Annotated in this window: 10 protein-coding genes; 2 read left to right on the top strand and 8 right to left on the bottom strand. The window is 46.7% G+C overall.

Annotated elements, in window-relative coordinates; genetic code table 11:
* Positions 1-125: 125 nt before the first annotated feature.
* Positions 126-776 carry a bifunctional phosphoribosyl-AMP cyclohydrolase/phosphoribosyl-ATP diphosphatase HisIE gene (hisIE, locus tag QZW82_RS18085; RefSeq protein ID WP_293150663.1) on the bottom strand — a complete coding sequence of 217 codons (651 nt, stop codon included), beginning with the start codon at positions 774-776 and terminating at the stop codon, positions 126-128.
* A 329-nt stretch (positions 777-1,105) separates the two neighbouring features.
* On the opposite strand from hisIE, the gene hemL reads away from it, so the two are divergent.
* On the top strand, positions 1,106-2,404 hold the full coding sequence (hemL, locus tag QZW82_RS18080) for a glutamate-1-semialdehyde 2,1-aminomutase (RefSeq protein ID WP_293150661.1): 1,299 nt from the start codon (positions 1,106-1,108) through the stop codon (positions 2,402-2,404).
* Positions 2,405-2,692: 288 nt separating this feature from the next.
* Here hemL and QZW82_RS18075 read toward each other — a convergent pair whose 3' ends face one another.
* The 7 genes from QZW82_RS18075 to QZW82_RS18045 form a co-directional block, all read right to left on the bottom strand.
* Entirely contained in the window at positions 2,693-3,748 is a 1,056-nt protein-coding gene (locus QZW82_RS18075; RefSeq protein WP_293150658.1) for a tetratricopeptide repeat protein, read from the bottom strand.
* Between the two features lie 562 nt (positions 3,749-4,310).
* A complete protein-coding gene (locus QZW82_RS18070) occupies positions 4,311-5,087 on the bottom strand; it encodes a BMC domain-containing protein (RefSeq protein WP_293150656.1) in 777 nt (258 codons plus the stop codon).
* Positions 5,088-5,418: 331 nt separating this feature from the next.
* Complete coding sequence (locus QZW82_RS18065) at positions 5,419-6,093, bottom strand: carbon dioxide concentrating mechanism protein (RefSeq protein WP_293150654.1); 675 nt, start codon at positions 6,091-6,093, stop codon at positions 5,419-5,421.
* 373 nt (positions 6,094-6,466) lie between these two features.
* Positions 6,467-8,095 (bottom strand): ribulose bisphosphate carboxylase small subunit, encoded by a 1,629-nt coding sequence (locus tag QZW82_RS18060; RefSeq protein WP_293150652.1) that lies wholly within the window; start codon positions 8,093-8,095, stop codon positions 6,467-6,469.
* 182 nt (positions 8,096-8,277) lie between these two features.
* Positions 8,278-8,583, bottom strand: a complete 306-nt coding sequence (locus QZW82_RS18055) for a EutN/CcmL family microcompartment protein (RefSeq protein ID WP_293150650.1) — start codon at positions 8,581-8,583, stop codon at positions 8,278-8,280.
* A gap of 285 nt (positions 8,584-8,868) precedes the next feature.
* Positions 8,869-9,210, bottom strand: a complete 342-nt coding sequence (locus QZW82_RS18050; RefSeq protein ID WP_006635058.1) for a carbon dioxide-concentrating mechanism protein CcmK — start codon at positions 9,208-9,210, stop codon at positions 8,869-8,871.
* Positions 9,211-9,318: 108 nt separating this feature from the next.
* Positions 9,319-9,630 (bottom strand): carbon dioxide-concentrating mechanism protein CcmK, encoded by a 312-nt coding sequence (locus QZW82_RS18045; protein WP_006635059.1) that lies wholly within the window; start codon positions 9,628-9,630, stop codon positions 9,319-9,321.
* 1,062 nt (positions 9,631-10,692) lie between these two features.
* On the opposite strand from QZW82_RS18045, the gene QZW82_RS18040 reads away from it, so the two are divergent.
* Positions 10,693-12,567 (top strand): NAD(P)H-quinone oxidoreductase subunit F, encoded by a 1,875-nt coding sequence (locus QZW82_RS18040; RefSeq protein WP_293150647.1) that lies wholly within the window; start codon positions 10,693-10,695, stop codon positions 12,565-12,567.
* Positions 12,568-13,009 lie beyond the last annotated feature (442 nt).

Genomic DNA, 13,009 nt, shown 5'->3' with positions numbered 1-13,009 from the left:
GTGCACCGCCACAAAGAATCCCTTAAAAAAATAGACAATCTCACAGCGACGCACCTTACCATTAGTTATTATTTGTTGGAAATAACAAATAATTAATCACAAATAACTAATAACAACTAACTCATTTATTTTCTCCGATCGCCCAATTTGCGGTAAACCGCCCTCAAATCAACCTGATGGTGAGCCAAAGCAACCAAAGCGTGATAAAATAAGTCCGCAACTTCCCCGGCGATTCCGTCTTTATCGTCATCTTTGCAAGCCATCACAACTTCCGCCGACTCTTCACCAATCTTCTTGAGAATCTTGTTATCCCCGCCCTCGAACAACTTGCAAGTATAAGAAGTTTCGTTAGGATTGTCGCGTCGATCGCAAATTACGTCAAATAATTGAGATAACATATCCCCCGGCGGCGCCACAATTTCCCCGTCAACTTGGTGAAAACAACTTCTTTCACCCGTGTGACAAGCAATATCTCCCACTTGTTCGACAGTCACCAGCAAAGCATCGCTATCGCAGTCGTAACGCAGCCCTTTGACATTTTGAACGTGTCCCGAAGTCGCCCCTTTCGGCCACAATTCGGCGCGAGAACGACTCCAGAACCACGTTTGACCGGTTTCCATCGTTTTTTGCAGCGACTCCCGATTCATCCACGCCATCATCAACACTGTCCCGTCTAAGTAATCTTGGACGATCGCAGGTACTAAACCGCGATCGTCGTAACGGATCTTTTCAATTGGGATCGATCGGCTCAAACTAGACACATCATTAACAGACATAATTTTATTGCAGCTTTTCATATAAATTAACGCTTTCGTGTCGGATATTTTTTTTTTAATTAACCGCAGAGAGCGCAGAGGACACAGAGAGAAGAGAGGAGATTAGGCAAGTGATGGGCAAATTGTCAAGAACTATTTTACAATTTATTACAATTGAGAGCTAGGAGTGCTAGTGCGACAAATCCTAAAAAACCCGAGCTAGTATTGCTACTGATTGGTTTGTATCCTAAAATCTACTACTATAGTTTCCTTGAATCGGCTTAGCCTTTAACCAGAAGTCGCTATATTAAGTATCCTACCAACAACAGACCTTCACTAAGGAGAAAACATTGGTTTCTACAACCTTGAAAACCACCAAATCAGAAGAAATATTCGCCGCCGCCCAGAAATTGATGCCCGGTGGCGTTAGTTCCCCCGTCCGCGCCTTCAAATCCGTAGGCGGACAGCCCATTGTCTTTGACAGGGTAAACGGAGCCTACATTTGGGATGTTGACAGCAACCAATACATTGACTACGTAGGCACTTGGGGCCCCGCCATCTGCGGCCACGCCCACCCCGAAGTCATCAAAGCCCTCCACGAATCCTTAGAAAAAGGTACGAGTTTCGGCGCACCCTCGCTGTTGGAAAACGTACTCGCCGAAATGGTCATCGATGCCGTTCCCAGCATTGAAATGGTGCGATTTGTCAATTCCGGTACCGAAGCTTGTATGGCCGTTTTGCGACTGATGCGAGCCTTCACCGGGCGCGACAAAGTGATTAAATTTGAAGGCTGCTATCACGGGCACGCCGATATGTTCCTAGTAAAAGCCGGTTCCGGTGTCGCAACTCTCGGGCTTCCAGACTCTCCGGGCGTACCGAAATCCGTTACCGCCAACACCCTCAACGCTCCTTACAATGATTTGGAAGCAGTCAAAGCTTTATTTGCCGAAAATCCCGGCGAGATATCAGGTGTAATTCTGGAACCAGTTGTAGGAAATGCTGGTTTTATTACTCCAGATGCAGGTTTTCTTGAAGGTTTGCGCGAAATTACCAAAGATAACGGCGCTTTGTTGGTGTTTGACGAAGTAATGACAGGTTTCCGCATCGCCTACGGCGGAGCTCAGGAAAAATTTGGTGTCACCCCAGATTTGACAACTTTGGGTAAAGTTATCGGCGGCGGTTTGCCCGTGGGCGCTTACGGCGGAAGGCGCGATATTATGGGGATGGTGGCTCCCGCAGGCCCGATGTACCAAGCTGGTACGCTTTCGGGAAATCCTTTGGCGATGACTGCTGGGATTAAAACTTTGGAATTGCTGCAAAAACCCGGCACTTACGAACAGTTGGACAGGATTACTAAAAAACTGTCGGAGGGATTGCTGAAAATTGGTAAGGAAGCGGGACACGCTGTTTGCGGCGGCCAAATTAGCGGGATGTTTGGCTTATTTTTTGCGGCGGGCCCAGTTCACAATTATGACGATGCGAAGAAGTCGGATTTGACGAAGTTCAGCCGTTTTCATCGCGGAATGTTGGAACACGGTATTTATCTGGCTCCTTCGCAGTTTGAGGCTGGGTTCACTTCTTTGGCCCATACTGACGAAGATATCGATCGAACTTTAGCAGCCGCCCGCGAAGTAATGGCAAGTATTTAAGGCTTTGCAGTCAAGAATGCAAGTTCTTAAAACTCAGAGATAAAAAATTAAAGTCCTGACTATTTTTTGCAGTCAGGACTTTGATTTTCAAAGGCTACCCAATCGGCGTTAAAAGCCTCTCGGGGCTGAAACAATAGGCGAGAAATCCGGTTTCTTCGTATATTTCTCGTGACTCGTCACAAAATCTCGTAGAAACCGGGTTTCTGAGGATTTTTTATTTTTTCGATAACCTATTTAATGACAACTGTCAACTGTCAACTGTCAACTGTCAACTGTCAACTGACTAATTTACTCATTAAGAAATTCACCTTCACAGATAATCGAGTCTCTGTTCTCCAAATCCTCTTGATTCCAAATCGCATTTAATGCTGCCGAACTTAAGGAACTTGAGATCGTATTTAATGTGGTGTTGTAGTATTCTACAGCATTATTAAGTTCCATCTGTGGGGCTTCTTTGAAATAGGAATTAATATCAGGCGTGCAGCGCTGGGCCTGATAGTACAAATAAGCTTCAGCATTAATACACATTACGTGGTAAAAATCCCTATTTGCTGTTGCAATATCTCCCAATTTGTACAGCGCTAAACCCCGATTGAGATAAGCTTTAACATAGTTGGGGTCGAGTTCCACTGCTTTGTTAAAGTCTTCAATCGCCATCTCCATTTGTTTTAATTTATAGCGAACGCATCCTCTGTTATAATAGGCATAAACATTGTTGTGGTCGATGCCGAGTGCTGTGTTATAATCGGCGATCGCCTGGGTGTTGTCTCCTAATTGGTGATAACAGAGTCCGCGATTTATGTAAGCTTTGATATATCTGGGATTCAACCTTAGCGTTTCGTTAAAGTTCTCCGTTGCTGCTTGTTTTTCTCCCAAAAGGTAGTAAGCACGCCCTCGGTTGTAATAGGTTTTATAATTTTGCGAATTGATAGAGAGAGCTCGATCGTAGTCTTCTATTGCTTCTTCGTAATGTCCTAAATTAGCAAGTACGAGTCCCCGATTGTTGTAGATAGCGTGGCTGTCAGGCTTGTTTACTAAAGCACAGTTGAGATCGTCAATGGCTTTTTCGTTTTCTCCCAGATGGCGCCAAGCATTGCCGCGATTTAAATAGGCCTCGAACAAATGAGGATTGATATCTAGTGCTTGGCTGAGGTCTGCGATCGCCTTTTGGTAGTCTTTCATATAATAGTAAACCAAGCCCCGATTGTTGTAAGCTTTGGCATCGGCGGGATTGACTTGCAGTATCTGATCGAAGTCCTCAAGCGCCGCTTCGTAGTTGCCTTGCTTGGCGCTGTGCAACCCGCGCTTATAAAAATGGTTGAGGTTCGATTCTTTGATGTTCATAGGTCAACTTTCATTCCTTGCTGGATTCTGGATTGATTCCTTTGCACTCAGTGTTGAGTTCGACAGGGGTTAATCTGTTGAAAGAGCCTCCACACAGCACGCAGATTAACTTCTAACTGATTCCAGGAAATATACCCAAAACAGGATTTTAGGTTTATCTTAACACGGTGGTTTTTTGTTGATTACATACTACCAATGTCTACCGCTATCTTCAAGGAATTTACAAGAAATCGTTTACTATACGAAAGCAGCAATTAAATCCTGTTAAAAGAGCCTGTACCTCGGCTGCATTTACTTTGTAAGTTCGATTTTTTACCGGATAGACTTCAATCTAAAATCGAGTTTTCGTTGGCAATCTCTGTCTTTCGATGGCGGTGCAATAAGCCGATCGCAAAATTCAGCTTGACGCGGCTGCGATCTTACAGATCGCTGCACGTACTTCATCAAGAGTAAAATTTATATCTTGATTGTCAAACTTTGTCTCAGTATTTCCCGCACCCAGTCTCTACAAACTTTGGTTGGGTAATTACCAATTCTCGATTACCAATTACCAATTCTCGATTTAACGATTGATTTCCTCTTCCACATAAACTCTCAATTTCTCCAAATCTGGAAGTTCGACCAATTCTTTTTCCTTTTCCTGAACAGAGATAGGCACCCTGACAGGTGTGCGCTGTTCTATCCAACAACTCGCCAGCGGCAAAGTTTGTTCCAAATCTTCCAAAGGCCTGGGAATTACCATTACGGCGTTCAACTCGCCAATGCGCTCAGCTTCGTACATCCCGGCTTCTACGGCTACTGCGACATCTGCGACTGCACCGCGAATAATTGCTGTGCACAAACCGGCGCCAATTTTTTCGTAGGCGGCCAAGTGTACGTCGGCGGATTTGAGCATAGCATCGCAAGCGCCGACCATTGCCGGAAATCCCCGCGTTTCTAGCAAACCGATCGCCTGATTGCTCAGTCGAGAAAAACTGCCGCTTTCCGACAGTTCAGTCAGGCGAAAGCCGATCGGCAAAACCACTTCCAAATTAGCCAAAGGCCTAGCAATCACCAACTTAGAAACAAACTGTCCGAACTGTTCGGCTGTCTGAGCTCCTGCTTCCACAGCCAAACGCACGTCGGAAATTCTGCCCCGGACGATCGCCGTACAGTGACCGGAACCTATTTTCTCGTATCCTACTAAAATGACCCCTGCGGACTTCAGCATCATGTCAGCAGTCCCGACAATTGCCGGAAAACTCTTGGTAGATACCAAACCCAAAGCGGTGTCTTTGAAATATTCCTGGCGCTGCGATCGCTCGGAGTGACTGCTGTTACGATCTATTTGTCCGTCCATCTTTGATTACCCTTAGAAACTTCCAAACATAAAATTTTGTTGATAGTTTTAGTGTCTCAGATGAGAAGACAAACTGCACGAGCTGCAAGATACATATTTATGCTGCAAGACCTTAAAAATTGCTGAGCTACCAATAATATGAGCTTACCTATTTATATTTTTTGATTCTGCCTTTAGCATAGCTGCATTTTGCACAAATGACCACGCCCCAAAATTAATAGCAGCCCGACGCCATTCGTGGAGAGCAAAACAATTTATACCCCAGTTCAACCTCCCAGATGCAATGCTGCAAGTAAATCTAAAATTCTTCAATTCTTCAATCGACCAATCGCTATCCGGTACCGCCCGAGAGAGTTTGACCGTTTTCCTGCGATCGATTAAAAGCTTGTCGGTGCGGAAACAGCGTCCCCAGCAACTGATTGATGTGAGCTTGACCGTACAGAATAGTTGGAACTTCTCCTGGTTGGGGCGGCGGATTTGCCGCAGTTTCTGGTGATGGATCTGGGGCTGTCTCCGGCGGTGTTTGAGGCTGTGTTTGGTCGGGTTCGGGCGGGTCGATCGGGCGATCGACGGTTGGTTCAACTGGTGGCGTAGTGGCTGTGGTGGTTTCCGGTGCCGCGGTTTGAGCTTCTGCGGTTGGTTCTGCGGCGACTTGGCGGCTGGTATCTCCGATCAGAGAACCTGCTGGCAAAATTTGCATTTGGTCGATCGCAGGATTAATCAGCGTTGTTCCCGCGCCAATACAGGCATTTGCGCCGATCGTCCCCGCACCTACCACCAAAACTCCTGCACCCAGCATTGCGCCCGCCTCGATTTCGAGACTACCTTCACGGGCGTGAAGAATGACTCCCATACCGATACAGGCACCGGCGGCGATCGAGATCCGGCTACCCGGATCTGCTTGGAGGATGACTCCTGGGGCGATCGCCACACCTTCATTCACAACTACATCGCCACTCAGGAAAATCTGAGAGTTGCTACTTAATTGCAGTGGCGATAAATACATTCAACTTCACCTTGGAATGAGCTATGATTTTAGATAAAACGACTTTAATTTATCGCTTTTTAGAATGATTATTTTAACTCTATCAATCTAATAAACGATTATTTACTAATAATTAAAAGCTCGATTTGGACTTACACATTACCAGAAAGAATTGGTTGAAAGCCGGAACCATTTTCAGGAGAAATTCAAATCAGACGATTCATTACTCCAATCCCCTTCCTTCTTTTGTCAACTGTCAACTAAGAGGGCGGGCACGGGGGCACCGCCCCTACCACCGATCGACTGTCAACTCTCTACTGTCAACTGTTAACTGATTCTCCCGCTAGCCCAACGCGAGCACTTAACGGGAGAAAGCAGCTAATTACCTGACAAATTATGGGCGTTGGATAATTTCTTCGAGTACCCGGCGCTTGGCCTTGGAGTCGATACCGAGCAAGCGGACGTAATCGCCACTGTGTTCTGTCATACAGCTTTCGAGAGCCGAAATTACTTCGGATTCGCGGTTGGTGGCGATCGGCGCGCAACTGCTCCAAGAACCGGTGCGGAAACGGCGCGCGTCGGCGTGTTCCGTGCCAATTTTGTAGCCTTGGGAGAGCAGGTTGCGGATTTGGTCGATCGTCTTGCCGGTCAACTTTCCACTTCCAGCCGAACCAGTCGTCGTGGCTTTGAATCCTGATGTTGCACCCGGTTTAGCCGATTGAGCCACAGGGCCGTCGGGACGCTGAATCAGTTCTTCAACTACGCGGCGCTTAGCTTTCGGGTCAATCCCGATCAAGCGCACGTATTCGCCCGGATATTGGTTCATCACAGATTCTAAAGCGGCGATCGCCTCAGATTCGTTTCTGACTTGCAGCGAAGCCCCGCTTTGCCAAGAACTGGTACGGAAGCGGCGGGCGTCGGCGTGTTCTGTGCCCACCTTAAAGCCTTGAGATAGCAAGCCGCGAACTTGAGCCACTGTTTCCGCGCTCAATTTGCTGGATGCGGAACCGCCATTTTGGTAAGCAGTTTGTGCAACTTTACCGTTAGATTTGTGAGTTGTGGCGCCGTTACCGTTAGAGCCGTTTTCTCCCGGTCTTTGGACGATTTCTTCGAGTACGCGACGCTTGGCTTTGGTGTCAATCCCGATCAAGCGGACGTATTCTCCTTGGTGATCGGCCATACAGGCCGACAAAGCTGCGATTACTTCAGAGTCGCGAGTTGAGGAAATTGGGCCGCAAGTGCGCCAAGAACCGGTACGGAACCGACGGGCGTCGGCGTATTCCGCTCCCACGCTGTATCCTTGGGCTAGCAAATTGCGGATGCTATCGGCTAGAGAGGAACTCAATTGGGTGCCGGCATAGGTAGAATAATTCATTTGAGTGATATTTGAGTTTTTAGCTTGCTCGTTGCGAATTGGTGCTAGACAAGCGATGTTGTCAGCGCAGCGATAACCCGTTCTCAGAGCGTCATTGATGCCGATGACGTGGGTCGCAAATTTAACATCTGAATCTTGAACGTCAGGCAGGCGATCGGCTTGCTGCTGATTAGTGATGATGGCTCCCGAAGGTATGTACTTACCGGGGGGAATCTCCACATCTTGAATTAATACGTGCATCATGACAATGCAGCCGTTGCCCACTCTGGCATTGAACACCGTAGAGCGAAAGCCGATAAAGCAATCGTCGCCCACGTATGCCGGGCCGTGAATTAAAGCCATGTGGGTGAGGGAAGTATTTTCCCCGACCCAAACGGAATAGGATTTGTCGTCATCTCCTGTGACTCGACCTTGTTCTAGGCCGTGAATCACTACTCCGTCTTGAATGTTGCTTCCCGATCCGATATTAAACGGAGTGCCTTCATCAGCGCGGATAGATGTCCCGGGGGCAATCATCACATTTGAACCGATATGTACATCCCCAATAATGTTAGAAAAGGAATGTACGTAGGCGGTGTCATGAATTTTGGGCTCAGCCAAGTTTTTCGACCAAGGCGTCGGGGGAGCCGCAACGCTGCGGACTGCCATAAATTAAGTTCTCCTAAACTGAAAAAATTTTTGTTAGTTGTTAGTTGTTAGTTGTTAGTTGTTAGTTGTTAGTTGTTAGTTGTTTACTGTCAACTGCTTTCCCTGTCAACTGTCAACTGTCAACTGTCAACTGCTTTTCGAGTCAACTGTCAACTGTCAACTGTCAACTGTCAACTGCCAAACTAGCGGTACGGGTCGTCTTTTTTACTGTAAATGAGGCGATTTTCTACATTGACAGTATCTATAATGCCTACTACTAGAGCATCGATCGGACGGTCTTCGCTCCCGGGCGCGATCCGGGCCCCGCTGCCGCGGGTGACTAAAACCCATTCATCTATACCAGCGCCCACACAGTCAGCCGCTACTTCATAGCCGGGAACTGGCGAACCTTCCTCATTGATGAATTGCAGCAGTAGAAATTTCGATCCTCTCAGCGTCGGCTCTTTTTGGGTACTGACAACTGTGCCGAGAACTTTGGCCATTTGCATTTTAGGTAATTGGTAATTGGTAATTGGTAATTGTCATTTTTTTTTCCGTCACTTGTCTTTTTTTAGTTAGCTTTATTCAGTCCCATGTCTTCATTTTAGATTTTTTCGTCTAGTAACTAATGACTAATGACTCGTGACTAATGACTCATGACTTATGACTAATAACCAATATCCCACGCTTACCTCAATTAAAAATTAAAAATGCTAAATCAAAAACATCGCGATTTTTAATTTTTGATTTTTAATTTTTAATTACCAAACGCCCCAAACAGCCTTGAGCCTATCTTAAGATCTGTTGAGAGGACGAATGCCGCTCACGCCTTCGCGGAACTGTTCTACAGCTTCGGTGTAGCGAATTGGTAGGACGTACTCCAAGTTTTCGTGAGGGCGAGCGATAATGTGGGTGGACATCACTTGTCCGCCGTTAACGCGCTTCACTGACTCTACTCCAGCGGCTACGGAAGCTTGCACTTCCGAGACATCTCCTCTTACAATGACAGTAACGCGAGCGCTACCGATTTTTTCGTATCCTACCAAGGTGACGCGGGCTGCTTTGACCATCGCGTCAGCGGCTTCTACTACTGCGGGGAAGCCTAAGGTTTCGATCATGCCAACTGCAATTGCCATTGGTTTTACTCCTAATTGAATATTTGGGGAACTAAACTGTTAATTTTTGACGATCGCGCTGCTTTTCGTCAAACGTTTCGTCAAACGAATTTTCAGCGCGCTAAGAACTTAGTAGCCTCGGAACTGCTCTACTGCTTCTGTATAACGAATTGGTAGAACGTATTCTAGGTTTTCGTGGGGGCGAGCGATGATGTGGGTAGAGACGACTTCTCCGCCGTTCACCCGCTTGACGGATTCCACTCCTGCTGCAACTGAGGCTTGGACTTCCGACACGTTGCCGCGCACAATTACGGTGACGCGAGCGCTGCCGATTTTTTCATAGCCCACGAGGGTAACGCGAGCAGCTTTAACCATAGCGTCGGCAGCTTCCACAACAGCGGGAAAACCTTTTGTCTCAATCATTCCCACGGCAATTGACATTTTTGAATCTCCAAGTTGAGGATTAGCGGAATTACCGTAACAAATCTTTGAGAAATCTAAAAATTTGGACGGGGAGGCCCACATTATTTAGGAATGCAGTGTAAAGCTTCCTATCCTTATAGAATAGGGGAAGCTGTCCACCTTGACAATATAAACTAACATCATAATGTTTAATAACAAAAATTAAATTTTTTTATGTTACTTATAATTATTTAATATTTATTTAATAATCTTAATATAAACTGGAGCAGATGCGAAGGGCGAGCTAGCAGTGAAGTAAGTATAAATACCTGTAAACTAGAGTTCGGTGGGTAGGGGCTGGGGATCTCGGTGTCGGTCAACTTCGGGATTTCCCAGGGGGGATCGCGGGTAAACAGACAAAAAAGACAGTCTTGACCGAGATGCGGGCTTTTTTTTTTGAGTGCCGACCCCCAGCAGCCTGTAATTTGGTATTCAGAGAATACTAAGTTTTGATGCTTTAATGTATAGTTAATTTTGGGTGCAAATTATTTTGCTAAAGCTATACGATCGGGTTTAGTCAAAGTTTTACGTTGTGGCGCGATCGCCCGGAACTGCCTTTGTATAAAGGTAGCCGGTAATTTGAAGTTTAACGGATAAATTAAGTCAGTAACTCAGCCCTAAAGGGACTGAGCTTGTAAGAGAAATCGACCAAGCTGTGCTGACCAGCCTAAGATCTTAGAGGTCTACGTTATTGGAGTCACGACACCGGCGAATGCGACGCTAGTTTTGGGCTCTGTCATCTGCAATTAAACAGTATTAAAGTCACTGATACAGTGTTGCAGGTATAAAAAGCTCTTATAACATTGGCGAAGCGAACATTACCCCGAAAGGGAGGCTCTTACCGGAGCAAACATTATGCGTACAGGGTTGCGAGATTTGAGGTGGTAACTGTCCCGCCGAAAGTACATTACAAAAGTACACCAAGTCAAGCAACTCCAAGGCGGTAATGGAGAAAAAAAGATTCAGGGCGGTTGAAACCACCGGGGCGTTTCCCTCTCAGGTCTGAAAACACTGAGTTTCCCACTTACCGACTTTATTTTTATGACAGAATTTCTCCTCCAAACCTGTTGGTGGATACCTTTATATGGCTTAATAGGCGCGATTCTAACTTTGCCGTGGTCTACGGGAACCGTTCGCACAACAGGGCCAAGACCTGCGGCTTACTTCAATTTACTGATGAGCGTGCTGGCTTTCATCCACGGGTCAGTGATTTTTACAGCAACTTGGGATCGAGCGCCCCAACACTTGCTCCTCCACTGGGTGCAAGCAGCAGATTTAGATTTGTCTTTTGCCATAGAAATCTCCACGACCAGCGTCGGAGCAATGGAACTGGTGACAGTTCTGAGTTTGCTAGCACAAATTTACGCACTGGGCTACATGGAAAAAGACTGGGCGCTAGCTCGATTTTTTGGGCTGCTCGGTTTTTTTGAAGCGGCAATTAGCGGGATTGCGATTAGCGACTCGCTGCTGCTAACTTACGGTTTGCTCGAAGTGCTGACGCTTTCAACTTATTTGCTAGTCGGATTTTGGTACGCTCAACCGCTGGTAGTGACGGCGGCTAGAGATGCGTTTTTAACCAAGCGTGTAGGAGACGTACCGCTGCTGATGGGAGTAGTAACGCTTTCAACTTTAGCCGGAAGTTTAAATTTTTCCGATTTAGAAGAATGGGCGGAAACTGCAACTTTATCTCCTTTAGTAGCGACTCTTTTAGGCTTGGCTTTAATTGCCGCACCTACAGCTAAGTGCGCTCAATTTCCGTTTCACCTGTGGCTCGACGAGGCGATGGAAGGGCCCAACCCGGCTTCGATTATGCGGAATACGGTAGTTGTGGGTGGTGGGGCTTATGTTTTGATTAAACTTCAGCCTGTTTTAGCGCTATCGCCGATAACTGGTTTGGTGCTGGTGGTTTTGGGTGCGGTGACGGCGGTTGGGGCTTCCTTAGTGGCGATCGCCCAAATCGATATCAAAAGAGCACTATCGCATTCTACCAGTGCTTCTATGGGTTTAGTGTTTATCGCGGTGGGGCAGAATCACGTTGACATTGCATTGCTGCTGCTGTTCGCGCACTCGATCGCCAAAGGACTATTATTCATGAGCATAGGCTCAGTAATTGTCACAACCAACACTCAAGATTTAACAGAAATGGGTGGGTTGTGGTCAAAGATGCCCGCCACAACAATGGCTTATTTAGTCGGCGCTGCGGGGATGGTAGCCCTATTACCGATGGGCAACTTCTGGGTAATGCGACGGTGGCTGAACGGTTTTTGGACAGTGCCATTGTGGTTGGTAGTTGTGCTGCTGTTAGTTAACGGTTTAACTGCGCTCAATTTAACTCGCGTATTCGCCTTAGTATTTGTCGGAAAACCGCAGCCCAAAACTCGCAGAGCTCCGGAAGTCGGTTGGCCGATGGCTTTGCCGATGGTAATTTTGACGGTGATTGGGCTGTTGGTGCCTTGGATGTTGCAGCAGTGGCAACTTTTAATTAGTTGGACTGGGCCTTGGGCAGAAACTGGGGATTTTGATACTTTAAATTTGCTGCTGAAGACTCTAGATATTCCGCTGTTGGTGTTATCTGGCTTGATTGGGGTTGGCGTTGGCGTGGCGATTTATTGGTACAACGTTTTACCTCGACCGGTACGACTGCCGGTGCCAGCGGTGCAGGATTTGTTTGCTTACGACTTTTATATCGATCGAGTTTACCGCTTGACTGTGGTTTGGGCCGTCGCTTCTATTGCGAAAATCAGCGCTTGGACTGATAAGTATGTAGTAGACGGGGTGGTGAATTTGTTTGGTTTTGCCACAATTTTCAGCGGTGAAGGTTTGAAGTACAGCGGCACGGGTCAATCGCAGTTTTATGTGTTGACTATTGCTGCGGGAGTTGCTGGGTTGCTGGCGCTGATTATTTGGCAATTCTAAACCGCAGATGTTGGTGGATAAACGCGGATCAACGCAGATAAATTGTTTTTGGTTTGTCTGCTTTGTCCCTAGTTTTATTCAAAGTCGATCGGCCACAATTCTCCAACCGGAACTTCCCAACCGGGTAAAAGTTCTGGTATTGAAATCGTGTCGCCGTCTGTCAATACAACTGGCTCGGCTTGGGGAGTGTAAATCGTTACTGTATGTTTGTCGGGGTCGATTAACTACCAGCCGGGAAGTCTAAGGGTATATTTAGAGGGGATTAATCTCAATTGCTGCGCGAAGTACCCCGAATAAATTACCGTAGGGATGTCCAGAAGCGTCGGGTGTCGCGGACGGAAACCGACAATTAGACATTTCAAGTACCTTTAACTTTGATGTACTTTGTCTTACATTAAATCCAAAGAAATGGTACATTAAGGCAGGTCGAAAAAAGGAAGTT

The organism is Microcoleus sp. bin48.metabat.b7b8b9.023 (genome assembly GCF_013299185.1).
Lineage (GTDB): Bacteria > Cyanobacteriota > Cyanobacteriia > Cyanobacteriales > Microcoleaceae > Microcoleus.
The sequence above is the reverse complement of the archived record's forward strand: the minus strand, read 5'-3'. Positions and strand labels throughout refer to the sequence as shown.